Source organism: Kribbella sp. CA-245084, from assembly GCF_050942355.1.
Taxonomy (GTDB): Bacteria; Actinomycetota; Actinomycetes; order Propionibacteriales; family Kribbellaceae; genus Kribbella.
This window is the reverse complement of the sequence record NZ_CP192053.1, coordinates 7,433,272-7,457,688: the sequence shown is the minus strand read 5'-3', so window position 1 is coordinate 7,457,688 and position 24,417 is coordinate 7,433,272. Positions and strand designations below refer to the sequence as shown.

At 68.9% G+C, this 24,417-nt stretch carries 21 protein-coding genes; 12 read left to right on the top strand and 9 right to left on the bottom strand.

Translation table 11 applies throughout. The features are described from left to right. The first annotated feature begins 2 nt into the window (after window positions 1–2). Genes ACQPYH_RS35380 through ACQPYH_RS35365 form a run of 4 tightly spaced genes read left to right on the top strand, consistent with a single transcriptional unit; the run spans window position 3 to window position 3,023 of the window. Window positions 3–851 carry a TIGR00730 family Rossman fold protein gene (locus ACQPYH_RS35380; protein ID WP_432880501.1) on the top strand — a complete coding sequence of 283 codons (849 nt, stop codon included), beginning with the start codon at window positions 3–5 and terminating at the stop codon, window positions 849–851. A 53-nt stretch (window positions 852–904) separates the two neighbouring features. After that, a complete protein-coding gene (locus tag ACQPYH_RS35375; protein ID WP_432894561.1) occupies window positions 905–2,026 on the top strand; it encodes a DivIVA domain-containing protein in 1,122 nt (373 codons plus the stop codon). Further along, window positions 2,026–2,466, top strand: coding sequence for an SRPBCC family protein (locus tag ACQPYH_RS35370; RefSeq protein ID WP_432880499.1), 441 nt, complete (start codon window positions 2,026–2,028; stop codon window positions 2,464–2,466). The genes ACQPYH_RS35375 and ACQPYH_RS35370 overlap by 1 nt, the downstream gene beginning before the upstream one ends. After that, window positions 2,463–3,023, top strand: coding sequence for a DNA-3-methyladenine glycosylase I (locus ACQPYH_RS35365; protein ID WP_432880497.1), 561 nt, complete (start codon window positions 2,463–2,465; stop codon window positions 3,021–3,023). The genes ACQPYH_RS35370 and ACQPYH_RS35365 overlap by 4 nt, the downstream gene beginning before the upstream one ends. A gap of 191 nt (window positions 3,024–3,214) precedes the next feature. On the opposite strand, the gene ACQPYH_RS35360 is transcribed toward ACQPYH_RS35365, so the two are convergent. The 3 genes from ACQPYH_RS35360 to ACQPYH_RS35350 form a co-directional block, all read right to left on the bottom strand. Continuing rightward, window positions 3,215–5,338 carry an alpha/beta hydrolase-fold protein gene (locus ACQPYH_RS35360; protein ID WP_432880495.1) on the bottom strand — a complete coding sequence of 708 codons (2,124 nt, stop codon included), beginning with the start codon at window positions 5,336–5,338 and terminating at the stop codon, window positions 3,215–3,217. 138 nt (window positions 5,339–5,476) lie between these two features. Continuing rightward, window positions 5,477–6,268, bottom strand: coding sequence for an enoyl-CoA hydratase/isomerase family protein (locus ACQPYH_RS35355; protein ID WP_432880493.1), 792 nt, complete (start codon window positions 6,266–6,268; stop codon window positions 5,477–5,479). A 32-nt stretch (window positions 6,269–6,300) separates the two neighbouring features. Further along, window positions 6,301–7,131, bottom strand: coding sequence for a PaaX family transcriptional regulator (locus ACQPYH_RS35350; protein ID WP_432880491.1), 831 nt, complete (start codon window positions 7,129–7,131; stop codon window positions 6,301–6,303). A 166-nt stretch (window positions 7,132–7,297) separates the two neighbouring features. Here ACQPYH_RS35350 and ACQPYH_RS35345 point away from each other — a divergent pair, with 166 nt between their 5' ends. Both ACQPYH_RS35345 and ACQPYH_RS35340 read left to right on the top strand, forming a co-directional pair. After that, window positions 7,298–7,465 carry a DUF3117 domain-containing protein gene (locus tag ACQPYH_RS35345; RefSeq protein ID WP_012923066.1) on the top strand — a complete coding sequence of 56 codons (168 nt, stop codon included), beginning with the start codon at window positions 7,298–7,300 and terminating at the stop codon, window positions 7,463–7,465. 134 nt (window positions 7,466–7,599) lie between these two features. Then, window positions 7,600–9,126 (top strand): leucyl aminopeptidase family protein, encoded by a 1,527-nt coding sequence (locus ACQPYH_RS35340; RefSeq protein ID WP_432880487.1) that lies wholly within the window; start codon window positions 7,600–7,602, stop codon window positions 9,124–9,126. A gap of 1 nt (window position 9,127) precedes the next feature. Here the strand turns inward: ACQPYH_RS35340 and ACQPYH_RS35335 are convergent, their stop codons facing one another. Beyond that, window positions 9,128–9,985, bottom strand: coding sequence for an oxidoreductase (locus ACQPYH_RS35335; RefSeq protein WP_432880484.1), 858 nt, complete (start codon window positions 9,983–9,985; stop codon window positions 9,128–9,130). A 103-nt stretch (window positions 9,986–10,088) separates the two neighbouring features. Between ACQPYH_RS35335 and ACQPYH_RS35330 the strand changes: the two genes are divergently transcribed. After that, entirely contained in the window at window positions 10,089–10,934 is an 846-nt protein-coding gene (locus ACQPYH_RS35330) for a helix-turn-helix transcriptional regulator (protein ID WP_432880481.1), read from the top strand. Here ACQPYH_RS35330 and ACQPYH_RS35325 read toward each other — a convergent pair. Beyond that, window positions 10,931–11,440 (bottom strand): CGNR zinc finger domain-containing protein, encoded by a 510-nt coding sequence (locus ACQPYH_RS35325; RefSeq protein ID WP_432880479.1) that lies wholly within the window; start codon window positions 11,438–11,440, stop codon window positions 10,931–10,933. The genes ACQPYH_RS35330 and ACQPYH_RS35325 overlap by 4 nt on opposite strands. Before the next feature lie 37 nt (window positions 11,441–11,477). Between ACQPYH_RS35325 and ACQPYH_RS35320 the strand changes: the two genes are divergently transcribed. Beyond that, a complete protein-coding gene (locus ACQPYH_RS35320) occupies window positions 11,478–12,158 on the top strand; it encodes a hypothetical protein (protein WP_432880476.1) in 681 nt (226 codons plus the stop codon). Here the strand turns inward: ACQPYH_RS35320 and ACQPYH_RS35315 are convergent. The 3 genes from ACQPYH_RS35315 to ACQPYH_RS35305 form a co-directional block, all read right to left on the bottom strand. Then, a complete protein-coding gene (locus tag ACQPYH_RS35315) occupies window positions 12,142–13,380 on the bottom strand; it encodes a hypothetical protein (protein ID WP_432880474.1) in 1,239 nt (412 codons plus the stop codon). The two genes, ACQPYH_RS35320 and ACQPYH_RS35315, sit on opposite strands and share 17 nt — an antisense overlap. A gap of 70 nt (window positions 13,381–13,450) precedes the next feature. Then, on the bottom strand, window positions 13,451–14,608 hold the full coding sequence (glgA, locus tag ACQPYH_RS35310) for a glycogen synthase (RefSeq protein WP_432880471.1): 1,158 nt from the start codon (window positions 14,606–14,608) through the stop codon (window positions 13,451–13,453). Between the two features lie 184 nt (window positions 14,609–14,792). Then, window positions 14,793–15,338: a GNAT family N-acetyltransferase gene (locus tag ACQPYH_RS35305; RefSeq protein WP_432880468.1), complete on the bottom strand. Its 546-nt coding sequence runs from the start codon at window positions 15,336–15,338 to the stop codon at window positions 14,793–14,795. Between the two features lie 64 nt (window positions 15,339–15,402). Between ACQPYH_RS35305 and glgC the strand changes: the two genes are divergently transcribed. The 4 genes from glgC (at window position 15,403) to ACQPYH_RS35285 (ending at window position 20,819) form a co-directional block, all read left to right on the top strand. Next, complete coding sequence (gene glgC / locus ACQPYH_RS35300) at window positions 15,403–16,665, top strand: glucose-1-phosphate adenylyltransferase (protein WP_432880467.1); 1,263 nt, start codon at window positions 15,403–15,405, stop codon at window positions 16,663–16,665. Further along, window positions 16,662–17,903 (top strand): kynureninase, encoded by a 1,242-nt coding sequence (gene kynU / locus ACQPYH_RS35295; RefSeq protein WP_432880465.1) that lies wholly within the window; start codon window positions 16,662–16,664, stop codon window positions 17,901–17,903. Before glgC ends, kynU begins: the two co-directional genes overlap by 4 nt. Then, entirely contained in the window at window positions 17,900–19,201 is a 1,302-nt protein-coding gene (locus tag ACQPYH_RS35290) for an FAD-dependent oxidoreductase (RefSeq protein ID WP_432880463.1), read from the top strand. Before kynU ends, ACQPYH_RS35290 begins: the two co-directional genes overlap by 4 nt. 115 nt (window positions 19,202–19,316) lie before the next feature. After that, complete coding sequence (locus tag ACQPYH_RS35285; protein ID WP_432880461.1) at window positions 19,317–20,819, top strand: 2-hydroxymuconic semialdehyde dehydrogenase; 1,503 nt, start codon at window positions 19,317–19,319, stop codon at window positions 20,817–20,819. Here the strand turns inward: ACQPYH_RS35285 and ACQPYH_RS35280 are convergent, their stop codons facing one another. Continuing rightward, window positions 20,820–24,308, bottom strand: coding sequence for a tetratricopeptide repeat protein (locus tag ACQPYH_RS35280; protein WP_432880459.1), 3,489 nt, complete (start codon window positions 24,306–24,308; stop codon window positions 20,820–20,822). Window positions 24,309–24,417 lie beyond the last annotated feature (109 nt).

The window sequence follows — 24,417 nt, the reverse complement described above, 5'->3', positions numbered from 1 at the left end:
GTATGTCAGAACCATCGATCCACCCCGACCGTCCCGTCGGCCAGCAGCAGCGCGGGCCGATCGTGATGCGGCGCAAGCAGGTGCAGCACTCCACCTCCGAGCAGCGGCTGCTGGACAGCCGCGGACCGTCGGACTGGGTGCACACCGACCCGTGGCGAGTGCTGCGGATCCAGTCGGAGTTCATCGAGGGATTCGGCATGCTGGCCGAGCTCGGCGCCGCGATCAGCGTGTTCGGCTCGGCGCGGACCAAGCCCGACGACCCGATGTACGCCGCTGCCGAGGAGACCGGGCGGAAGCTGGTCGCCGCGGGGTACGCCGTCATCACCGGCGGCGGACCGGGTGTGATGGAGGCCGCGAACAAGGGCGCGTCCGAGGCGGGCGGCGTGTCGGTCGGGCTCGGCATCGAGCTGCCCTTCGAGAACGGGCTGAACGAGTGGGTCGATATCGGGATGAACTTCCGGTACTTCTTCACCCGCAAGACCATGTTCGTGAAGTACGCCCAGGGGTTCGTCGTGATGCCGGGCGGGTTCGGCACGCTGGACGAGCTGTTCGAGGCGCTCACGCTGGCGCAGACGCGGAAGGTCACGTCGTTCCCGGTCGTGCTGTTCGGTACGGCGTACTGGGGCGGGCTGGTCGACTGGCTGCGAAACACGATGCTCGAGGACGGGAAGATCTCGGCCGCCGATCTGGACATGTTCGTGGTCACCGACGACGTCGACGAGGCGATCAGCTACATCATGAAGGCGGGGGAGCTGGCCGACGCCGCGGCCGAGGAAGCCGCCGACGTCGCTGCCCGGGACGTCGAGAGCTCGTCCGAGAAGGCGCGCCGGCTGGGGTCCGACGGGAGCTGAATCCCGGGTGATGGTTCGGTTGACTCGTCCGGCATGGCACGATCGGACCCGTGATGTGGTTCTTCGGGCTGATCGTCGTGGTGTTGATCGGGGCTGTCGCGGTAGTGGCCTCGGGTCGTTGGGGTGCCATGAGCACGGCGTACGACGACCGGCCCGACATGACCGTGCCCGCACGGCAGGTGCTCACGTCGACCGATATCGAGTCGGCGCGGTTCGCGGTCGGGGTGCGCGGCTACCGGATGGACGAGGTCGACACGCTCCTCGAACGGGTCGCGAAAGAGGTCGCTGAGCGGGACCGGCGGATCGCGGACCTGGAGCGGGCGGTCGCGCCGATCGTGGACACGCCGGACGGGGCGGGCTTCTCGTCGAAGTCGCCGTACGACGCGTCGGACTTCGAGGACACCGGGCCGCATCAGCCGATCCTTGTCGGCGGTGACTTCCCCGTGAGCAAGTCCGCGGACGACAAGCCTGCGGACTCCACTGCGGAGGTCCCACAGGTCGCCGTACCGGTGGCCCCTGCCGAGCCGACACCGCCGGCTGCTGAGCCCAAGGCTGAGTCTGGGGCAGCTGCCGAGGCTGCCGACGATGACGAGCCTGAGACTTCTGAGCTCCCGCGGACGAGGCAGGCAGCAGCCGCCGACGAGTACGAACGGCTCCAAGCTGAGGCTCGTGCCGTACTAGAGGCGCAGTCCCAGCCGGTCACTCCCCGCCGCACTCCCGCAACACCCCACTCAGCACCCGCACAGCAGCAGCCGCAAGATGAGCAGCCGCCGCAGGCGTCCAGCCAGCCGTCACCGCAGCCCCCGCGGGATGCCGCGCAGCAGTCGCCGCAGGAGCAGGCTCCGTCGGCCAGTGCGCAGCAGTCAGCACAGCAGCCGCCTCAAGCGTCCAGCCAGCAGTCAGCTGACACACAGCTAGCCGCAGCCGAGCAGCCCGCTCCCACGCTGCACTGGACCCAGGCGCCCGAGCCGCAGCTTCCGGAGCAGCAGGCGGCCGACGTCCAGCAGCCCCCGGCTGAGCAGTCCGCTCCGGCCACGCACTGGACGCAGGCGCCCCCGCCGCAGCAGCAGTCCGACCCGGAGCAGGGCAATGGGCAGCAGGGTGAGGGGGAGGGGTGGCGGTTCTGGCCGCCGGCGGATCAAGAAGGGGAAGGCGCTTATCAGCGGCCCAGCTGATGGACGGGACGGGGAGTTGTCACGCGGAGGCGTCCGTCGTACTGCGGCTGTCGCCGGAGGCCGCCTGGGACGTCGTGATGGACTGGGACCGTCAGTCGCGCTGGATGCTGCTGACCCGCGTCTGGGGGACTGAGAACGACGGGATCGGCGTCGGCGGCGGGGTCGCGGCGCGGACTTCTGTCGGTGGCGTCGGGTTCACTGACGACATGGTCATCACACACTGGGATCCGCCGCGCGAGTGCACGGTGAAGCATCTCGGCAAGATCGTCCGGGGCACCGGCACGTTCACGATCGCGCCCGTCTCCACCGGCAGCGTCTTCACCTGGGAAGAGGACGTCGACCCGCCGCTCGGCCGGCTCGGGTGGATCGTCGCGCGCCCGGCGTTCGAGCTGATGATGCGGGTTTCGTTGCGACGACTGGTGCGAGAGGTGCAGGCATGACGGTGGTCGGCCCGGACGGGCAGCCGCGCTGCGGATGGGCGACCTCCGCACCGGAGTACATCGACTATCACGACACCGAGTGGGGCAAGGAGATCCGCACCGATGTCGCCCTGTTCGAGCGGATGACGCTCGAAGGGTTCCAGTCCGGTCTGTCGTGGATCACGATCCTCCGCAAACGGGAGAACTTCCGTACGGCGTTCGCGCACTTCGACCCGGAGACGATCGCGAAGTTCGACGACACCGACTTCGACCGGCTGATGGCCGATCCCGGCATCGTCCGCAACCGGCTGAAGATCAACGCGACGATCAACAACGCCCGCGCGCTGCTGGAGCTCGACGACGGCGAGTTCACCGAGCTGCTCTGGTCGTTCCAGCCGGCCAAGCACAAGGCGCCCAGGACGCTCGGCGACGTTCCGGCCACGACCCCCGAGTCCGTGGCCATGTCGAAGGCCCTCAAGAAGAACGGTTTCGTCTTCGTCGGACCGACCACGGCGTACGCGCTGATGCAGGCGACAGGCATCGTGAACGACCACTTGAAAGCTTGTATAGCCCGCTGAATCTCGTGCACGTGCAGCTGCCTTCTGCATCTGCAAAAGGCTCTTTGCCGAAACGCAAACACAAACGGCTGAACGAGTTGTGCACCGGGCACTGAACGTGATGAGGTGTTCAACGGGCTCCCCGACTGTCAGGTGGTTGTCCGGCCGTGACTCGCCCGGCCGGAACGCGGTCTGGGAGCCCACCAAACGTTCTATGGCAGCGTGTTCGTGCCATCGGGAGTGAAGGCTGTTCGGAACACATCCGTTCCGGACAGCCCACTCAGTTGCGTGCCCTTCGGCGTGACAGTGAGGTAGAGATTCGCTTCGGCGAAGGCATCCGCCGCATCGTCGTCCGCAGTACCGAACTGGCGGGTCCAACTGCGTGTGTGGTCAGGCGAGTACTTCGTCAGCACGCCGTCGAACTTGCCGAGCGGTGTCTCCAACGAGCCGTCGGTGAAGCCTGCTACGTACAGGTTGCCGGCGGGGTCGACCGCCACCGCGGCGGCCTTGTCGTTGGTGGACGTGCCGAGCTGGTCGCGCCAGGTCAGGTTGCCGTCGGAATCGGCGCGGGCGATCAGGAAATCCTTGTCGCCGTTCAGGGTTCCGGCGAAGTCGCCCGCGGTGTAACCGGCGAGGTAGATGCCGCCGTGAGGGTCGGCGGTGAGCGCCCACACCTCGTCCGATGCGGGAGTGCCGAGCTGCTTCACCCACACCGGAGTGCCGTCAGTCGAGTAGCGGGCGAGGAGGCCGTCAACGCCACCGTCGCCGGACATCATCCCGCCCAGGTACACCGAGCCGTCGGAGACCGCGACCGCCATCCCCTTGTCCTCGCCTGCACTTCCGGTCTGCCGCAACCACACCAGCCGTCCGTCGCTGTCGAGACGAGCGACGAACACATCCTTGTCGCCCTGGTTCGCCCCGTCCAACGCGCCCTTCGTGTAGCCGCCGACATAGACATCGGTCCCGGACACCGTCACCGAGTAGCTGCGATCCGCCACCCCCGGTACGCCGAACTGCGTCAACCAGCGGCGGTTCCCATCAGCGTCGTACTGCGCCACGAACCCATCGTCCGTGGCGTTTCCGGCGTGCGTGCCGTCCAGATCGCCGTTCGTGTACCCGGTCACCACAACGCGCCCGTCCGCATCCACCGCAACGCCGTACGCGCGTTCAGTCCCGCTCGTCCCGAGTGACCGCGTCCACTCCCGCGAGCCGTCCGCCCGGTACTTGATCAGCGCGACATCCGTCCCGCCCGCGTACGGCTGACCGTCGAGCGAGCCCGCCGCCGCGACCGCCTGATAAACGTTGCCTGAGGCATCAGTTGCGATCCCGCCGGCGCGGTCGTCGCCCGCCGTACCGGTCATCGCGGCCTGCATCGGGACGGCCGGCGGCTTGCCGATGTACCGGAAGATGTACTTCGCGCCCTCGGCGAAGGTCGGTCCCCACACGTCCCAGTCGTGGCCGCCGTTGACGACGCGGAACTCCGACGTCAGGTTCGGCACCCGCGTTGCCTGGTTGAACACGATGTGCGCCTCGAAGTCGAGGTCGTGGGAGGCGTCGATCGCCTTCGGGTTCTTGTACTCGTCGTCGCCGACCGCGATGTACAGGTGCGACTTCAGCCCGGTGGCCGAGAACGACTTCAGCGCGGCCGGCCAGTTCAGCTTCAGGTACGTCGCCTCGACGAACGGATCCTTACCCTTGCCGAAGGCACCGAAATCGCGGGTGCTCGAATCGGCCGGCGGCAGCGGGAAGTACACCGCCGGGCTCAGCGCGATCGCCGCACCGAAGACCTCCGGATGCGCCAGCGAGTACCGCAGCGCGCCGGCGCCGCCCATCGAATACCCGGCGATCGCCCGCCCGCTCCGGTCGGCAATGGTCCGGTACGTCGAGTCGATCTGCGGCACAAGGTCGCTGAAGAACGCCGTCTCCACCGGCCGCCCCGGATCGGCGCCCTTGTACGCCGAGTCGACGTACCAGCTCGCGCGGCTGCTCCACGGCGCGTCGGGCATGATCGCGATCGTGGGCGGGATCTCGCCGTCGCCGATCAGCTCGTCGAGCCGGCTCTTCACCTGCGTCCAGGCGCTCATCGAGTCCCCGCGTCCGTGCAGCAGGTAGACGACCGGGTACCGGCGCGTGGACCCGTCGTACCCGGCGGGCAGGTAGACGTTGTAGTTGATGTCCTCGCCGAGCGTGGCGGACCGCACGGCGGCGGACTTGATGACTCCCGGCGCGGCCGCAGGCCCAGTAGGCGCGGCAGTAGGCGTGGCGGCCGAGCCGGGCACGACGAAGCTCCCGACCAGCGTGGCGGCGGTCAGGGCAGGCAGCAGCAGTTTCCTCACACGGCTGTTTGTAATCGCTTACGTAAACGATTACAAGAGGCGAGGGTGCGCTAACGACAGGAGGTAGTCCTAGCCGGGGCGGCCTGCCAGGCGTGGCGAACGCGCCGGCAGCGCCGTGGAGGGCACTACCTCCTGTCGTTAGCGGCCGGCGAAGGTGGGCTTCTCTTTCGCGACGAAGGAGGCGACCGCGTTGTGGTGGTCCTCGGTCCCGCCGGTCAGCTGCATCTGACCCGCCTCGAACGCCAGCGACTCGGCCAGCGTGTGCGTCGCCGAGTAGTTGACCGATTGGCGTACCGCGCCGTATGCGACGGTCGGGCCCTTGGCGAGCTTGCCGGCCAGGTCGGCGACCGCCGACGACAGTTCGGCGGCTGGCACGACCGAGGTCGCCAGGCCGAGTTCGAGGGACTCGGCCGCGGGGATGGTGCGCGGGAAGTAGAGCAACTCGAGCGCCTTCGCCCGTCCGATGAGCCGGGGGAGCGTCCACGAGATGCCCGTGTCGCAGGACAGGGCGATCCCGGTGAAGGCAAGGTTGAACCCCGCCGTGTCGGCGACGATGCGGAAGTCGCACGCGAACGCCATCGACGCGCCGGCGCCCGCCGCCACACCGTTGACCGCCGCAACCACCGGCTTCGGCATCTCGGCCAGGGCCAGCGCGATCGGCGCGTAGTGGTCCGGCACCGTGCTCCACAGCGCCGCCTGGTCGTTGGCCTGCAGCAGCCCGATGTGCTCCTTCAGGTCCTGCCCGACGCAGAATGCCCGCCCGGTCCCGGTCAGTACGACGACGCGTACGGCGGGGTCCTCGGCGGCGGTCTGGATCGTGTCCCGGAGCAGGACCTTCGTCGGCGTGTCGAGCGAATTCATCGCGTCCGGCCGGTTCAGGGTGATGGTGGCCACGCCGTCGGAAACGGCGTACACAACGGAGTCACTCATCGTGGTCAGCTCCTTGACTGTCGGTGAGAATTTCAGTGCAGTGTCAGGCAGTTGTCGACGAAACGCCCGGCCGCGGGGCCCAGTCGTTCGGCGTGGAAATCGAAGAATTCGGCCGCCCGGGTCCCGGCCCAGTCGTCGGGCAGCAGCTCGTCCGGCAACCCCGGGTCCCGGAACAGGAACTTGCGCCACTCATGCACCAGCTCCGACCGTACGGCGAACGCCTGCTCGTCCCCGTTGCGGTCGGCCGACTCCTGGCCGGCCTCGTCGACCAGCGACTTCGCCTCGATCAGCCAGGCGTCGTACGACGCGCCGAGCTCGTCGAGTCTCCAGACCCGCCGGGCGAACTCGACGGCGCCGTCGTCGACCGGCGCGCGGAACCGGTCCGCGGCGATCCCTTCCATGCCGAGAATCTGGTCCACCTCGGCGTCGTTGCGCAGTCCGACCCAGGCGCCGTCGGACAGCGGAGCCCAACCCAGGAAGGCGAGTTGGCTCGCCAGCTGCTCGCGGCGGCGGGCGTTCGGGACCTCGCGGAGGATGCCCAGATGCCACTGCCGGTCCCAGTCGCCGGGGCCTTCGGAGCCGGTGATCACCGGCGTGCCATCCGGGGCGGTCCGGTAGATCCGGGCGGCGGCGTCGTCGAGCCTGCGACGCGCCCGGGACGTCAGCGCGTACCCGGGCTGTCCTTCGATCCGGACCGGCTCCAGCCAGCCCTGCCGGACCATCCGCGACACGGCGGTGCGCACCGCCGGCGGATGGACGCCGAGCGGCGCGAGCAGCTGGACCAGGGCCGCGACCGGGGCGCGCGCGCCACGCGCGCGCAGGTGGTCGCCGTACAGGTCGAAGAGGGCTGAACGGGCGTGCACAAGACTCGAGTCTGCCGTATGGTGCACGGCTCTGGCCTGGGATCGGGAATAATGGGGTCTGATACACACTGCGATACGCGCCGACGGCGCATCACCGCAACGGCGCCGGCGACGGTTCCCCGCGCGGTGTCGTCGCTCAACACCGACACTGGGAAGGGGTGCGCGCATGGCGGCGATGAAGCCGCGGACGGGCGATGGTCCGCTCGAGGTCACCAAGGAGGGCCGGGGGATCGTGATGCGGGTTCCGCTCGAGGGCGGCGGCCGGCTCGTCGTCGAGCTCAACGCGGACGAAGCGACCGAGCTCGGGAACGCGCTCAAGGCTGTCGTCGGCTGACCAGGTTCTCCCCGGGGTGCCCATGGGCGCACTCCTTCGACAATCCTGCGACCCCGGTGGGTGCTCTTTCCGGCACCGGCCGGGGTCGTTACGGTTGCACCCTGTCTTGATCAAACTTCAGTGAGGTCCTCCTAGTGGCTCGCCGCAGCAGCAGTTCGTCCTCCCCCTTTCCCAGCCTTCCGGGCGTCGCCTGGCAGCCCGGTCTGCCGGTGCACGGTTCCCCGACCTGGGTGATCGTCGTCGGCGACGAGACCGGTCTGCCGGCCGCCGCGAAGGAGGCCGGCGAGCGACTCGGCGTCGACCTCGACCGGTTGCTCGAAGTGCAGCAGGAGACCGGCTTCAGTGCGTCCGCCGGCGCGGTCGCGGCGTACCCGCTGCTGGCCGGTGAGGTGGCCGAGATCGTGCTGGTCGGCGCCGGCGACGGTAGCCCGAAGGACCTGCGACACGCCGGTGCGGCGATCGCGCGGTTCGGTCGCGGCAAGGACGAGCTCACCACGGTTGTTGCCGAGGGCATCGATGACGCGGCACTGCAGGCGTTCGCCGAGGGCGTGGTCCTCGGCTCGTTCTCGTACACGCTCAAGACGGTCGACCCGGGCAAGCCCGCGGTCGGCAAGGTCACGCTGACCGACGGTACGGCGGACGCGCGCCAGCCGGCCGTCGACCGCGGCGTCGTCGTCGGCCGGACCGGATGGCTCGCGCGGCAGCTCGCGATCACGCCGTCCAACGAGAAGGACCCGGCCTGGATGGCCGCGCGGGCGACCGAGGTGGCCGCCGCGACCGGTCTCGAGGTGACGGTCTGGGACGAGAAGCAGCTTGCCGAGGAAGGTTTCGGCGGCATCCTCGCCGTCGGTCAGGGCTCCACCCGGCCGCCGCGGTTCATCCGGCTCGACTACGTGCCGGCGGGCGCGACCAAGAAGACGCCGTACGTCGTGCTGGTCGGCAAGGGGATCACGTACGACACCGGCGGCCTGTCGCTGAAGCCCCGCGAGGGCATGGTGTCGATGAAGCGCGACATGACCGGCGGCGGTTCGGTGATCGCGACGATGTCGGCGCTGCGTGAACTCGGCGCGAACGTTCGGGTGACGGGGCTCGTCTGCTCCGCGGAGAACATGCCGTCCGGTTCGTCGTACCGTCCGGACGACGTGATCCGGCACTACGGCGGCCGGACCACCGAGGTCAAGAACACCGACGCCGAGGGCCGGCTGGTGATGGCCGACGGTCTCGCGTACGCCGTGAAGGAGCTGAAGCCGGACGTCCTGGTCGACGTCGCCACGCTCACCGGCGCGATCAAGGTGTCGCTCGGCGCGATGCTGTACGGCGGGATGTTCGCCACCGACGACGCGCTGGCCGACAACCTCGCCGACGCCGGCCGGATCTCCGGCGAGGAGGTCTGGCGGATGCCGCTCCCGCCGGAGTACGAGGACCTGATCGCGACCCCGATCGCGGACTCGGTCAACAGCTCGAAGGGCCCCGGCTCCATCACGGCGGCCCTGTTCCTCAAGGCCTTCGCCGGCGACATCCCGTGGGCGCACCTCGACCTCTCGTCGATCGCCGAGTCCCCGGCCGACCGCTTCGAATACTCCATCGGCGCCACCGGCGCCGGCGCCCGCCTCCTCACCACCTGGCTGACGGGCGACCAGCCCACCGCGGGGATCGGCTGAGCTAGTCCTGGCCGATGGCGTCGAGTTCGGCGACGGCGTCGGGCGGGAGGATCAGGTCGCGGGCCGCGATGTTTTCGCGGAGGTGGGCGAGGGACGACGTACCAGGGATGACGACGCTGGTCGACGAGCGTTGCAGGAGCCAGGCGAGCGCGACCTGTTGTGGGGTGGCGTTCAGTCGGGCGGCCACCTTGGCGAGCGTTTCTGACTGGAGTGGGGTGAAACCGCCCAGGGGGAAGAATGAGGCGAACGCGATGTTGTGGTCGGCGGTGTAGTCGACCACAGCGTCGTCGTCGCGGCGGACCAGGTTGTAGAGGTTCTGGACCGTGACGATCGGCGCGATCGCCTGGGCTTCGCGGATCTGGGTGATCGTGACGCCGCTCAGGCCGAGGTGCCTGATCAGGCCCTCCTGCTGGAGTTCGGCGAGAGCCGTGAAGGCCTCGGCGATCGACTCGTCGCTGCCGCCGTCGTGCGCGGGCGTCCGCAGGTTGACCACGTCGAGTACGTCGAGGCCCAGGTGCTCGAGGTTCTCGTGGACCTGCGCCTTCAGGTCGTCGGGATCCTGGGTGACGTTCCACGAGCCGTCGTCGCCGCGCCGCGCGCCGACCTTCGTCACTAGGCGCAGGTCGGCCGGGTACGGGGAGAGCGCCTCCTTGATGAGCTCGTTCACCACGACCGGGCCGTAGAAGTCGCTGGTGTCGATGTGCGTGACGCCGAGGTCGACCGCTTCCCGCAGTACGGCGATGGCCTGGTCGCGGTCCTTCGGCGGGCCGAAGACGCCGGGGCCCGCGAGCTGCATAGCGCCGTACCCCATCCGGGTGATGGTGAGGTCCTCGGCGAGGGTGATGGTTGGGTTCGTCATGCTTCTACTGTTGCCGGGAGCACCGAGAACAGGGAGTACCCCGCTGTTCCTGGGAGTGACAGGACCCAGGCACCTGGGCAGGGTCCGGACTACCGTGGGAGTCATGGAGAGTACGAACGCGCTGGGCGACTACCTCCGGGCCAGGCGCGAGCAGGTCAAGCCGGAGGACGTCGGCATCCGGAGCATCGGCCTGCGTCGCGTGCCCGGGCTGCGCCGCGAGGAGGTCGCGATGCTGGCCGGCATCAGCTCGGACTACTACCTCCGCCTCGAGCAGGGCCGGGACCGCAACCCGTCCGTGCAGGTTCTCGAAGCGCTCGCCGAAGTACTGCGGTTGGACGCCGACGCAACCGCCTACCTGCGCGGGCTCGCCCAGGAGCGGCCGGCTCCACGACGGACCGGCGAGAAGGTCCCGGAGAGCATCCTGGAGCTGATCGAGGGGCTGCCCAACAATCCGGCGTACGTGCAGAACAAGTACACCGACTGCCTGGCAGTCAATCCGCTCTGCGCGGCGCTCTCCCCGAACTACAAGGTCGGGGTCAACCTCCTCACCGCAGTACTGCTCGATCCACGCGAGCGTGAGCTGCGCCGCGACTGGGACGACCTGACCGAGGAAGGCGTCGCGATCCTCCGGACGGAGCTCGGCCCGAACGTGGGCGACCCGCGCCTGAAGGAACTGGTCGGCGATCTGTCCGTTCGCAGCGAACGCTTCCGGCAACTGTGGGCGCGCCACGACGTCCGCCCGCGCAAGAGCCGGCTGAGTCAACTGACCCATCCGGAGGTCGGCGACCTGGAGCTCCGTTCGGACAAGCTGACGATCGGCGGCACCGACAGCATGACGCTCGTCATCTCCCACGCCGTCCCGGGATCGCGCGACGTCGAATCGCTGGCACTGCTCGGCAGCCTGATCGCGTCGAGTCACGAGCAGCCGCAGCCGAGCCCGAAGGACTAAGAACTCTTACGGGCCCGGTACGCCGCAACCGTCGTACGGCTCGCGCATGCGTTGGAGCAGAACCGGCGGGTCCGGTTCCGCGACTGGTCCACGTAGTAGTTGCCGCATCCCGCCGCGGCGCACCGCCCGAGCGTCACCGAAGGATCCCCGGCCGCGAGCAGGGCGAGCTTGGCGGCGATCAGTTGGCCGACCCAACGCTTGGCCGGCGTCCCGTTGCGGCTGAAGTGGACGTGCCACCCGAGACCGTCGTGGTCCGACAGGTGCATGTCCGGCGGGTACTCGCGCAGCAGCCGATGTACGCCGTCGGGCGCGGCGCCGTCGACCGACTGCGACAGCGCCGTACGCACGAGTTCGGGCAGGTCGCCGAAGTCGCCGTCCGGGGGCGGCGTGATCTCGTGCTCGGCGAAGAACGCGGCCACCAGCTCACCGTCCTGATCGAGCGTGCCGGTGTTGGCCAGCTCGACGGCCAGCCGCGTCACGTTGCCAATGTAGTCACCGTATTCCACTTGACCACCTACATAATCGATCCCTAACGTAGGTGTCATGGTAGCTGATGACACCTACGTAGCCCGACGCCTGTTCCTGCTGGGGGAGTGGGACGCCGCGCTCGCCCTCCTCGGTCCGGACGGCGATCCCGAGCTGCGCGCCGAGATCGCCGTCGACGGCTGGTTCTTCCGGATCGACGGCCACGACGAGGCCGAGAAGGCGGTCGCGGCGCTCGATCCCGCGTCGTGGACCGCGCAGTTGCTGACGGGACGACTCGCCTACAGTCGCCTGCTGTTCCAGCGCGATCCGCGCCCCGACGACCGCGCGGCGTCCGAGGCGGCGTACCGCGCGGCGGCACAGAGCGGCGATGAGCTGCAGCGCGGCTGGGCCGAGTACCACTGGGGTGTCCTGCTCGACAACATCGACGAGGACTCGGCCGGCGCCGTTGCGCGGTACGAGACAGCGCTCGAGATCGCGACGAAGTACGGCGACGGCTTCTTCGAGTCCTACATCATCCGGCACCTCGCGCATCTCAAGGAGCCGGCCGAGGGAATCATGATGCTGCGTCGCTCGCTCCACCTGCGTGCTGCCCTTGGCGCCCGGCCACAGATCGTCGCCGCGCAGGCCGCTCTCGCGAACGACCTGCCCGAAGACGACCCCGAACGCGCCGAGCTCATCCGGATCTACCGCCCGGCCGCGGACGACCTGCGCATCGGCTGGCTCAAGCCCACCGGCTGAACGCGCGGATGATCCCTGGGTACGCCGCGAACGCCGTACCCGTGTGATCGACGGGACCCATGCTGTGGACGGTCACGTCGGCGCTGCGGGCTCGCAAAGAGGCCGCGCAGGCGTCGGCGTTGGCGGCGACCACGTCGGTGTCCTTCGTACCGCTATAGAGATGCACCGGCGCCCGCGGCGTCCAGTCGCGACACACCTGATCGGCCGCACGAACCGCCCGTAGGAGACGACCGGTCGGGTGCTGCAGCTGCTTGATGAATGCCGGCGTGAACAGCTTCTGCGGCGTGTCCGGGAGCGCGGCGACGATGTCCTCGTCGGAGTGCGTGCCGTCGAACAGCCCTTCGACCGTCGCGGCGTACGGCGCTTGGAACACCTCGCGCGGATCGTCGTACAGCCCGACGGTCCGGTTCCAGGCGGTGATCAGGTAGCCGAGGTAGAAGGTCGCGGTCGGCGGCAGGACGCCACCGGTGAAGACCGCCGGCAACTCGCTGCCGAGCAGGTCGTACGGGCCGGCGACGGCCTGGATCGCGCCCAGGCGGAACGAGCCGACCTCGCCACGGCTCAGTGCCCGGCCGAAGGCCATCGACGCGCGCCCGCCCTGCGAGAAGCCGGTCACCAGCACGTCCCGCTTCAGCGCGATCCCGTGCTTGGCCGCGAAGGTCCGTGCGGCGAGCAACAAATCGCCCGACGAGGTCGTCTCGGTCTTGGTGTCGAGGTACGGCGGCTTGCCCGGACCGAGCCCGAGTCCGAGGTAATCCGGAGCAACGCCGACCAGCCCCTGACCTGCGAACAGGGCCGTGACCAGCCGATCGGTCGAGGTGTCGTCGACCGACGCCGCAGCAGCCTTCGTGGGGTTGGTCCCGTGCAAGTACTCCGCCACGGTCAGCGCACCGCGACGTCCGTCGGGCAATACGACGATCCCGCTCGCGGTCGTCGGCCGCCCGTTGTGGTCGATCGTCCGGTAGATCAAGCGGTACGCCGTGACGCCGTACGCCGCGTGTGGTGTGCCGGGGAAGTCAGCCGACGCAGCGTCCAGTTGAGCCGCGGTCAGTTGTGCGACCGGCACCGCTGAGACCAGCGAACCGCGCGGAGCGTGCACACTGGAGACGGCGGCCTCGGACAGCGTCGGCTGGCTGACGGCGCCGAACGCGGACAGCGGAAACGTGAGCAGAGCAGCAGTCGCCAGGGTGGCGGCGACAGTCTTTGTCAGGCGAGATGTCATACCTCAACCAAACCGCCGCCGCGCCACCCGAAGAATGGTGCGAAGCCCCGTACCGAGGGTGGGGTTTCTCCTACCCGAGCAGGCTCGTGTACAGCTGCACGGTCCGGTCCGCGACGGCGTCCCAGCCGAACTGCGACACGGCCCGCTCACGGCCTGCCTTGCCCATTGCCTCGGCCTTCGCCGGGTTGTCGACGAGCTCGTTGATCCCGTCCGCGAGACCGCGTTCGAACGTGTCGATGTCGTTCTCGTCGTACGGGACCAGGGTGCCGGTCACGCCGTCGTCGACGACCTCGGGGATACCGCCGACCGCGCTCGCGACGACGGCGGTCTCGCAGGCCATCGCCTCCAGGTTGACGATGCCGAGCGGCTCGTAGATCGACGGGCAGCAGAACGCCAGAGCGTGCGTGAGAACCTGCCGGACCTGCTCGCGTGGCAGCATCTCCGAGACCACGAACACGCCGTCCCGAGCCATCTTGAGGTCGTCGATCAGCGCGTCGGTCTCGGCCTTCAGCTCGACCGTGTCAGCGGCACCGGCAAGCAGCACGAGCTGCACGGACGGGTCCAGGCGCAGGCCGGCGCGGAGCAGGTGCGGCACGCCCTTCTGCCGGGTGATCCGCCCGACGAACGTCACGTACGGACGATTCAGGTCGACGCCGAGTCGCTCGAGGACGTGGGTCGACGGGTCCGGGTGGTAGAAGTCCGCGTCGATCCCGTTCGAGATCACGTGCACCTTCGCCGGATCGATCGAGGGGTAGCAGTCGAGTACGTCGTCCCGCATCCCGCGGCTCACCGCAACGACCGCGTCGGCTGCCTCGTACGCCGTCTTCTCGGCCCAGCTGGACAGCCGGTACCCGCCGCCGAGCTGCTCGGCCTTCCACGGGCGACGCGGCTCCAGCGAGTGCGCGGTCACCACATGCGGTACGTCGTACAGCAGCTTGGCCCACTGGCCGGCCATGTTCGCGTACCAGGTGTGCGAGTGCACCAGTTGCGCGTCGCCGACGGAGGCCGTCATCGTGAGATCCGTGGACAGGATGCGCAGTGCCGCGTTCGCACCCGGCATCCGCGGGTCGTCCTCGGAGTGCGCGGTCGCGCCCGGCCTGGGCTCGCCCATGCACTGCACGTCCACGTCGATCAGCCGGCGGAGCTCGCGGACCAGGAAGTCCACATGCACCCCCGCCCCGCCGTACACATCCGGTGGATACTCACGCGTCAGGATGGCGACCTTCATAAGCTCCGACCATAGGGCATGTCTCCCGATCCCGCGCCTACTGCGCGGCACTCGGCACGGCGCCTCGCCGCACGGGTGCAAAGGGAACGATGCTCCGCATCGACCCCTTCGCCCCCGCACGGCGATGCACCGCACCGAGCACCTGCTCGCGACGGCGCGGGATCGGGAGACATGCCCTAGGTCATCACGCGACGTGTGTCGGCACCCAGAACCTCAGCTTTCCGTGTCGTTCGTCTTCCAATTCGCCGCCGGCTGCCTCGATGACCTTGCGCGAACCGACGTTCCCGGTGTCGCAGGTGACCAGGGCCGGCTCGATGTCGAGGGCGGCCGCGATCGGCAGCGACTGGGTCAGCATCTGGGTCGCGTACCCGTGCCGGCGTGCGGACGGGCGGACGCAGTACCCGATGTGGCCGGCCACCTCGAGCAGGGCCGGGGTGAGCCAGTGCCGGATCGACAGTCGGCCGAGGAACTCGATGCCGTCGACGAACCACAGCACGGTCTGGTGCACGAGCCCCGGCGGCAGCTCGGTCGCCGGATCCGCCTCGGCCTTGATCGCCTCGACCAGCCGGTGGAACTCGGCCGGGTCCGCGGCCTGCTTGCGGGTCCACTCCTCGTCGTCGGCGGCGATCGACTTCGCACCCATCCACCGCTCATGATCCGGACCGAGCTCGTCCCAGGCCGCGAGAAACGATCGGTGAACGGCAGTGGTCGGTACGACGAGGATCGGCATCTTTACAGTGTCGCGACACTCGCAAGCGCTTATGCCTTGGGGTATCCGGAGCTAAGGTGCGGACATGGCAAAGGCGCCCAGAGTTCTCGGAATCGTGCTGGCCGGTGGTGAGGGGAAGCGGTTGATGCCGCTGACGGCGGACCGGGCCAAACCGGCCGTGCCGTTCGGCGGGAGTTATCGGCTGATCGACTTCGTCCTCTCGAATTTGGTCAACGCCGGCTATCGAAATCTCTGTGTGCTCACGCAGTACAAATCGCATTCGCTCGACCGGCACGTCACGCTCACCTGGCGGATGTCGACGTTCCTCGGAAACTACGTGACCTGTGTGCCGGCCCAGCAGCGGCTCGGTCCGCAGTGGTACCAGGGCAGCGCGGACGCGATCTACCAGTCGATGAACCTGATCAACGACGCGGACCCGGAGTACATCGTGGTCTTCGGCGCCGACCACGTGTACCGGATGGACGCGTCGCAGATGGTCGCCGCGCATATCGAGCGCGGGAACGGCGTGACCGTGGCCGGCATCCGGGTGCCGCGGGTCGAGGCCAGCGAATTCGGCGTGATCAAGACCGGTGACGACGGGCACGTGATCGACGAGTTCCTGGAGAAGCCGGCCGATCCGCCGGGGCTGCCGGACTCGCCGGACGAGACGTTCGCCTCGATGGGCAACTACGTCTTCACCCGCGATGTGCTGGTCGACGCGCTGCGCAAGGACGCAGCCAACCCGGCCTCGCGGCACGACATGGGCGGCGACATCGTCCCGATGCTCGTTGCCGAGGGCAAGGCCGGCGTGTACGACTTCCAGGAGAACGACGTACCGGGCGCTCTCGATCGGGACCGGTCGTACTGGCGCGACGTCGGGTCACTGGACTCCTACCACGAGGCGCACATGGACCTGGTCTCGATCCAGCCGGTCTTCAACCTGTACAACTCCGACTGGCCGATCTTCACCTCGCATCCGCAGCTGCCCGGCGCGAAGTTCACCGACGACGCGACCGTCGGCGAGTCGATCGTCTGCCAGGGCTCGATCGTGAGCGGGGCCCACGTGGACCATTCGGTGCTCGGCTCGAACGTGATCGTCAGCTCGGGCGCGGACATCCAGCGCTGCGTGATCATGGACAACTGCAAGATCGGCAAGGACGTCGTACTGAAGAACGTCATCCTGGACAAGAACATCGTCGTCCCGGACGGCGTCGAGATCGGCGTCGACCCGGACTACGACCGGGAGCGCGGGTTCATCGTGTCCAAGGGCGGTGTGACCGTGCTCGGCAAGGGCCAGGTGATCGAGGCTCCCAAGGCAGCCGCTGTCGACGAGGTTGCCGAGGGGTGACGACCGAGGCTGACGCTCTGGCTCTCGATGCCACCGACGCAGGGCACCGGGACCTGTTCGACGTGCCGCCCGCGCAGGGCGGCGACTACCCCGAGGTGGCGTACTTCGCCGGCAACTCGCTCGGCCTGCGACCGAAGGCGACGCGCGCCGAACTGCTCGAGGACCTCGACGCGTGGGCCGCGCTCGGGGTCGAGGGCCATCTGGACGCTGCCCGACCCTGGCTGCCGTACCACGAGCTGCTGACCGGCCCCGCGTCCCGCTTGATCGGTGCGTTGCCGAGCGAGACCGTTGTGATGAACTCGCTGACCGTCAACCTGCACCTGTTGATGGTCTCGTTCTACCGGCCGACACCTTCGCGGCACCGCATCGTCATCGAGGACGCCGCGTTCCCCTCGGACAGCTACGCCGTCCGGTCGCAGGTCGCCTTTCACGGGTACGACGCCGAGGACGCGGTCGTCCGGCTGCGTCCGCGACCGGGCGAGGACAGCCTGCGTACGGCGGATGTCGTCGAGCAGCTCGGTGGCGACGTCGCGCTCGTGCTGCTCGGCGGTGTGAACTACCTGACCGGCGAGTTGATGGACATCCCTATGATCACCAAGGCTGGTCACGCGGCCGGCGCGGTCGTCGGGTGGGACCTCGCGCATGCAGCCGGGAACGTGCCGTTGGCCTTGCACGACTGGGATGTGGACTTCGCGGCGTGGTGCTCCTACAAGTACCTGAACTCCGGGCCCGGCGCGCTGGCAGGTGCGTTCGTGCATGAGCGTCACCTCGGCACGGACCTGCCGCGGTTCGAAGGCTGGTGGAGCACGGAGGCGGCGACGCGGTTCGAGATGACGCCGGAGTCGCGGCCGCCCGCGAGCGCCGACGCGTGGCAGGTGTCGAACCCGCCGATCTTCTCGATGAGCCCGGTCCGGACGTCGCTGGAGCTCTTCGACAAGATCGGCATCGAAGTACTGCGGGAGCGGAGTGTGCGATTGACGGCGTACCTGGAGAAACTGCTGGCCGACGTGCCGTTGCCGGTGATCACGCCCACGGATCCCGCGCGGCGGGGTGCCCAGTTGTCGTTGCGGGTCACGGGGATGCGAGCCGGTGAGCTGTCGCGGCGGCTGCGGTTCGAGTACGGCGTGATCGCGGACGCGCGGGAGCCCGACGTACTGCGGTTGGCGCCGGTGCCGCTGTACTCGACGTACCACGACTGTTGGCGGGCCGCAGCGGCGTTGGCCGAGGTGATGGCATGAAGGTCGCGATCGTCGGCGCCGGGCTGACCGGTTCGTTGCTCGCGTGCTTCCTGGCGCGGCGGGGGTTGACGGTGACGCTGTACGAGCGTCGCGCGGACCCGCGGGTTGCGCAGGTCGAGCGTGGGCGGTCGATCAACCTGGCGATCTCCGAGCGCGGGCTGAACGCGTTGCGGCGGATCGGGCTGGTCGACGAGGTGATGGCGGATGCGCTGCCGATGAAGGGCCGGATGATTCATCCGGTGACCGGGCCGCTGGACTTCCAGGCGTACTCGGCGTCGGGGGATCGCGCGATCAATTCGATCAGCCGCGGTGCGTTGAACAATGCGCTGCTGACGGCGGCCGCTGGGGCACCTGGTGTGTCTGTGGAGTTCGAGCATCGGCTGGTGGAGCTGGATTCTGCTGCCGGCCGGATGGTGTTCGCGACGCCGGCCGGGAAGGTCGCGGTCACTGCCGATGTCGTCCTCGGGGCCGATGGCGCCGGGTCCGCGGTGCGCGAGCAGTTGCTTGCCGAGGGCATCGTTGCGGAGAACGTCGACTTCCTCGACTACGGCTACAAGGAGTTGTCGATCCCTGCTGCTTCCGGGGAGTTCGCGCTCGATCCCGGCGCGCTGCACATCTGGCCGCGCGGTACGTCGATGATGATCGCGCTGCCGAACCCGGACAAGTCCTTCACCTGCACGCTGTTCTGGCCGGCCGGGTCGTTCGACGCGCTCACGTCGGCGTCCGGGATCGAGGACCACTTCCGGATCAACTACCCCGATCTGTTGCCGTTGGCACCGAATTTGGTCGATGACTATCTGAACAATCCCGTCGGGGTGCTGGGGACTGTGCACACGCTGCCGTGGCAGGCGCACGGCCGTACTGCGTTGCTCGGCGATGCGGCGCACGCGATCGTGCCGTTCTACGGGCAGGGGGCCAACTGTGCCTTCGAAGACGTGGTCGAGCTCGACCGCTGCCTCGACGACACCGGCGGCTCGTGGGCGCGGGCGCTTCCCCTCTTCGAGGCACGCCGGCGCGAGAACACCGAGGCAATCGCCGAAATGGCCCTCGCAAACTTTGTTGAGATGCGGGACAAGGTCGCCTCACCGGTCTTCCGCCTGCAGAAGCGCGTGGAGCACGCGTTGGAGCGACTCCTGCCCGGCACCTACGTCTCCCGCTACGAACTCGTCTCCTTCAGCACCACCCCGTACGCCGAAGTCCAGCAACGGGTGCGCCGCCAGCACCAACTGCTGGGCGCTGGAGCCATCGCCGCGCTCGGCATCCTCACGACCCTCACCCGCGCGAGGAAACGCCGATGAGCCCGCGCGGGGCAACGCCGATGAGTCCGCGCGAGGAAACGCCGATGAGCGCGCCGTGCTCGCACGGCGACCATTCCATACGGTCTGGTATGGAAGCCCTGGGAGGTGCCGGCGCATGAGTCTGTGGTCGCCTGACTTGCTGACCGGGCAACCCTCGTCGGTCGGGCTGCTTCGGCATTTCGTTGGTGGCGAGTTCGTGGAGAGTGCATCGCGGTTCGCCAAGGTTTCGCCGGTGACGGGGGAGCAGATCTTCGACGTGTGCGAGGCGGACTCTGCGACCGTTGATGCAGCGGTGGGCGCGGCGCGGGCGGCGTTGCGCGGGCCGTGGGGGCGGATGAGCGAGCAGGAGCGGGCCGCCGTACTGCGTCGGGTCGCGGACGAGTTGGAGCGGCGGTTCGAGGATCTCGTCGCGGCGGAGGTAGGTGACACCGGGAAGTCGATCAGCCAGGCGCGGACGCTCGACATCCCGCGCGGTGCGGCCAACTTCCGGGCATTCGCGGACTTCGCGACGACGATCCCGACCGAGTCGTACACGACCGTGCTGCCGGACGGGCGCAGGGCGCTGAACTACGCCGTACGGAAGCCCGTCGGGGTGGTGGCGATCGTCGTACCGTGGAATCTTCCGCTGCTCCTGCTGACGTGGAAGGTCGCGCCGGCGCTTGCCTGTGGCAACGCTGTTGTCGTGAAGCCGTCCGAGGAGACGCCGTCGTCCGCGACCGTGCTGGCCGAGGTGATGGCCGACGCCGGCGTACCGGCCGGAGTCTTCAACCTGGTCCACGGCTTCGGGCCGTCGTCGGCGGGGGAGTACCTGACCCGGCACCCCGGGGTGGACGCGATCACGTTCACCGGCGAGTCCGCCACCGGTACGTCGATCGCCAAGGTGGCCGCCGATCGCGTGAAGGCGGTGTCGTTCGAGCTCGGCGGGAAGAACGCCGGCCTGATCTTCGCCGACTGCGACCTCGACGCGGCTGTCGAGGGCTCGGTCCGCTCGGTCTTCACCAACGGCGGGCAGGTGTGCTTGTGCACCGAACGCTTGTACGTCGAACGCCCGATCTTCGAGGAGTTCACCGAGCGGCTGGCGGCGCGCGCCGCCGAGCTGACCTACGGCTGGCCCGCCGACGAGGCCACGATGAACATGCCGCTGATCTCCAAACAACACCGCGACAAGGTCCTGTCGTACTACGACCTCGCCCGGCTCGAAGGCGCCGAGGTCGTCACCGGCGGCGGCGTACCGACGTTCGGCGATGCCCGCGACGGCGGTTGCTACGTACAACCAACCGTGGTCACCGGTCTGGCGGCCGACGCTCGGACCAATCGCGAGGAGATCTTCGGTCCGATCTGTCACATCGCGCCGTTCGACACCGAAGACGAGGCCTTTGGGTTGGCCAACGACAGCGACTACGGCCTCGCCGCAACCGTCTGGACCCGCGACGTAGGCCGCGCCCACCGTGCCGGCGCAGCGCTTGACGTCGGGTTGTGCTGGGTCAACACCTGGTTCCTCCGCGACCTCCGAACCCCCTTCGGCGGCGTCAAACTGTCAGGCATCGGCCGAGAAGGCGGCCGCCACTCACTCGACTTCTACACCGAGACGACGAATGTTTGCGTCGAGCTGACCTGATCAGCCACGGGCGAGCTGGTCGATCAACGGCCCGACCGCGTCGGCGCCGATGAATCTGCCCAACTCGGTGAGCTGCTCCACCACTTCGGGAAGTACGTCGACCGCGGTACCGGCGGCGAGGATCGCTGCCAGCAGCCTGCTCGCGGCCTGCGCCTCGCCGAGCGCGGTCGCGAAGACCACGAGGTCGATACAACGTCGGCACTTCGCCCCGAGACCGCGCAGGGCGTCGAGTTGCCCCGGTACGTCGTCCGGTAGCGCGTCGACCAGATCTGAGAGCAGAGCGACCTCCGCGCCCACCGCCGCCTCGAGCAATCGGCGGACCCGATCAGGGTCGTCCCGGTACCACCAGGTCAACGCCTGCCCGTAGAACGCCCAGCCTTGCACCGGTTCGACACCGGCGGCCCGTTCGAAATCGGCGATTGCCTCGGCGTACCGGCCGATCGCCAGGTAGGTGCGGCCGCGCCCGATCCAGACGTAGGAGCGGGTCGGCGCGAGCTTGACGGCCCGCGTGTAGTCCTCGAGAGCGGCCGCGTAGTCGCCGACCTGGCGGAAGAAGCGCCCGCGCAGGGCGACCACGGCACCGCTCCGGCGGCTGCGCCGGACCGCATCGTCGAACTCGCGGCGAGCCCCGGCGGTGTCTCCGAGCCGGTGGAGAACCCGGCCGCGGAGCGCGCGCCCGGCGGGATTCTTCGGCAGGAACCGCAGGACCGCGTCGAGGTCCTCCAGCGCGGACTCGTACTTGCCGCGGTTGAGGCGGGCTTCGGCCCGCCCGATCAGCGCTACCACGTCATCGGGATTGCCTGCGATGACTCGATCCAGCTCGCGCAACGACTCAGTAGGATCGCCCAGAGCCGCCTGCAGCATCTGGCGGGTCATCGCGACCTCCCCGGAGTCAGGCCCGAGCTCGATGGCCCGATCAAGGTCGGCAAGCGCCGCCGCTCGCTGCCCTGCCCGGTGGTTGAGCTGCGCGCGCCTCGTCCAGAGCGTGACCGAGTGCGGTTCAGAAACGAGAGCGCGATCGAGGTCGGCGAGGGCCGGCTCGAACCGCTTGAGCTCGGCGTAGATCGCGGCCCGCTCGATCAGGGCCGACGTCGGTTCTGGATCCAGCTCGATCGAACGGTCGAAGTCGCGGAGCGCGTCGTCGAGCCGGCCGATGCTTGCGAACACGGATCCACGGCCGTAATACAGCAACGGGTTGTAGGGGTTGCTCTCGATCAGCCGGGACAGGTCCGGCACAGCGTCCGCGGCGTCGCCGGACATCAGCCGGCCCATCGCCTGTGCGTACGCTATTTCGATCCCGAGCTCGGGGTCGAGCCCCGCGTCAGGCTCCGGTGCCGCGCGGCCGAGCAAGCCGCGCAGAACGGCCCGGAGGCCGCGGGCATCGGTGGAGTCCGGATCGAGCTCCACCGCGCGGTCGGCATCGGCCAGCGCATCGATGAGGCGGGCGTTCTGCAGGAAGAGCTGCGACCGCCAGAGCAGCCAGGTCGGTTCGGTCGGGTCTTGAGCGACGGCCCGATCCAGGTCGGCCTTCGCCTCACCCGGCTGGTTCAGGTCCGTGTACAGCAAGCCTCTGCTCGCGAGCAGAGCGGGATCGGCCGGCCGGAGCTCGAGGGCACGGTTGATGTCCGCCAGCGCGGCGTCGTACTGCTCGAGGACCCGGTAGACCTCGCTGCGGGTGGTGAAGACCATGCTGTACTGCGGATCGAGCCGGGCCGCTTCGTCCAGGTGGAGCAGGGCCTGGTCGTACCTGCCGAGGTCGGCGTGGATCTGTCCGCGCAGCTCCTCGGTCGCCGCGCCGGTGGAGAACTGATCTGCTTGGTCGAGATCCCGGAGCGCCGCTTCGTGATCACCCAGCCGGGTCTGCAGCCGGCTCCGCAGGAACCACGCGGACCACCGGTGCTGCTCGTCCAATGATCGATCGTCGGCCAGGTGACCCAGCAGCGTGACCACCTCACCCGGCTCGCCGGTCAGCTGCCGAGCAAGTTCTTCTCCGCGGGCTCGCAACGTCTCGACGCCTGAGTCGTCTCCGGCCTGGGCGATCGTGCGGGCCCACCGCACCGCGCCGTCGCTCGTGCGGCGATACATGTCGATCAAGCCGTGCAAGCCGTCCCGCAGCGCAGGTGTTCCGGCCGCGCACAGGTCGTGGTAGGTCTCCTCGAGCTTGAGGGCGAGCCAGCGTTCGTCGCGCCACTGCTCGATGGCCGGCAGACCGAGTCCGTCGCGGCGGCGCCGGTAGTGGTCGGCCAGGGCCCGGTGGCGGACCGGCCACTTGTCCGCGTCGGTCCGGCGGTACGAGCGAATCATCATCGTCCGGACGACGTCGTGGTAGTAGTAACCGTCCGGCTGACCGACGACGAAAGGCATTTTGCGCAGCCAGTCGAAGTCGACGGTCGCGCCCGTTGCGATCGCAACGGTCTCGCGGTCCAGCCGACGGCACAGCGCCGCCGCCTGGGCAGCCCGCTGCCGGTCGAGGTCGGAGACGCCGTGCAGAAAGCGATCGACAGCTGCGCCGGTCGAGTCAGAGGCCCTGACGGCGCCGTCCTTCGCGGAGGCGGCCAGCATGGCGACCAGCACCGGCAGGCGGCCGGACAGCCCGCTGATCAGCTCGACGGTCGCGGGATCGACGATGCCGTGCGCGGCAAGGAGCTCACGGGTTTCGGCGGCCGTGAACACCTGCAGCTCTACATCGGCCCGGATGCTGAGGTAGCCGGCCCAGAGGTTCGCGTCGAGCGGCTCCTGGCCCGACACGACCAGGACTATGTCCTCCGGCAGATCGCCGTACCGGCCGTCCAGCAGGTGCAGGAGCCAGCTGTTGAGGTACCTTCCGGTCGACTCGAACGTGTCGAAGAACAGCACGAGCGGCCGCCGTCTCCCGGTCTGCCGAAGGTCGGTGACGAATGCCCGACCGAGGACGTCGACCGGTGAGAGCAGCAGGTCGAGGTCGTGCCGGCGTCCGAACCGGCGGGCCAGGAAGGCGCGGACCTGGTCGGCCTGCAGAGCCGCCTCGTCCTTGTCGATCTCGTCGGTGAACGCGCCGACCAGGGGGAGGTCACCGGCCGCGCGCAGCACGATCCGGGTCGCTGTACGGGTCAGAAGTGACGAGATGCCGGCCGGCGCGTTGGGATCGGAGTCCACGGTCCGCCGGTCCTTGCGGTACTGCGCCAGCTTTCTGCCGAAGGTCGTGCATTCCGCGCCGGACGCGGCCAGCGTGCCGGCCAGCTGCTCGAGTGCGGAGAGGACGTCGTACGCGGTGCCGACGTACCCGACGGCCCAACCGCGGGACTCGGCCAGCTGCCGCCACTGGCCGATCAGGCTCGTCTTGCCGACCCCGGCTGCACCGTGCACGGCGAACAGGAACCGGCGTCGTGCGTCGTCCACCGGAAGCGCCAGGTTCTGCTCGAACTGGGCCAGGGGCTCGGCACGGCCGATGAAAGTCCCTTCCTGCCGGGCCCGGATCCGGTCCTGAAAGGAAGGTTTTCGCTCGGCCACCACGGCCCCCAGTTCGTCGCTCGGTGGACGTCCGATGCTAGCGGAGCGCACCGGGCCGGGCTATCCGCCGCGTGCCGTGGGTACTTGGCCGGTGCCAGGTGGTAGGGCA

Excerpts from the sequence above, each read along its gene's own strand:
- glgA (WP_432880471.1), bottom strand. The coding sequence starts at position 14,608 with ATGAAGGTCGCCATCCTGACGCGTGAGTATCCACCGGATGTGTACGGC.
- ACQPYH_RS35330 (WP_432880481.1), top strand. The coding sequence starts at position 10,089 with ATGGAGAGTACGAACGCGCTGGGCGACTACCTCCGGGCCAGGCGCGAG.
- ACQPYH_RS35345 (WP_012923066.1), top strand. The coding sequence starts at position 7,298 with ATGGCGGCGATGAAGCCGCGGACGGGCGATGGTCCGCTCGAGGTCACC.
- ACQPYH_RS35380 (WP_432880501.1), top strand. The coding sequence starts at position 3 with ATGTCAGAACCATCGATCCACCCCGACCGTCCCGTCGGCCAGCAGCAG.
- ACQPYH_RS35315 (WP_432880474.1), bottom strand. The coding sequence starts at position 13,380 with ATGACATCTCGCCTGACAAAGACTGTCGCCGCCACCCTGGCGACTGCT.
- ACQPYH_RS35305 (WP_432880468.1), bottom strand. The coding sequence starts at position 15,338 with ATGCCGATCCTCGTCGTACCGACCACTGCCGTTCACCGATCGTTTCTC.
- ACQPYH_RS35335 (WP_432880484.1), bottom strand. The coding sequence starts at position 9,985 with ATGACGAACCCAACCATCACCCTCGCCGAGGACCTCACCATCACCCGG.
- ACQPYH_RS35365 (WP_432880497.1), top strand. The coding sequence starts at position 2,463 with ATGACGGTGGTCGGCCCGGACGGGCAGCCGCGCTGCGGATGGGCGACC.
- ACQPYH_RS35355 (WP_432880493.1), bottom strand. The coding sequence starts at position 6,268 with ATGAGTGACTCCGTTGTGTACGCCGTTTCCGACGGCGTGGCCACCATC.
- ACQPYH_RS35285 (WP_432880461.1), top strand. The coding sequence starts at position 19,317 with ATGAGTCTGTGGTCGCCTGACTTGCTGACCGGGCAACCCTCGTCGGTC.
- ACQPYH_RS35290 (WP_432880463.1), top strand. The coding sequence starts at position 17,900 with ATGAAGGTCGCGATCGTCGGCGCCGGGCTGACCGGTTCGTTGCTCGCG.
- ACQPYH_RS35370 (WP_432880499.1), top strand. The coding sequence starts at position 2,026 with ATGGACGGGACGGGGAGTTGTCACGCGGAGGCGTCCGTCGTACTGCGG.
- ACQPYH_RS35320 (WP_432880476.1), top strand. The coding sequence starts at position 11,478 with ATGGTAGCTGATGACACCTACGTAGCCCGACGCCTGTTCCTGCTGGGG.
- ACQPYH_RS35375 (WP_432894561.1), top strand. The coding sequence starts at position 905 with ATGTGGTTCTTCGGGCTGATCGTCGTGGTGTTGATCGGGGCTGTCGCG.
- glgC (WP_432880467.1), top strand. The coding sequence starts at position 15,403 with ATGGCAAAGGCGCCCAGAGTTCTCGGAATCGTGCTGGCCGGTGGTGAG.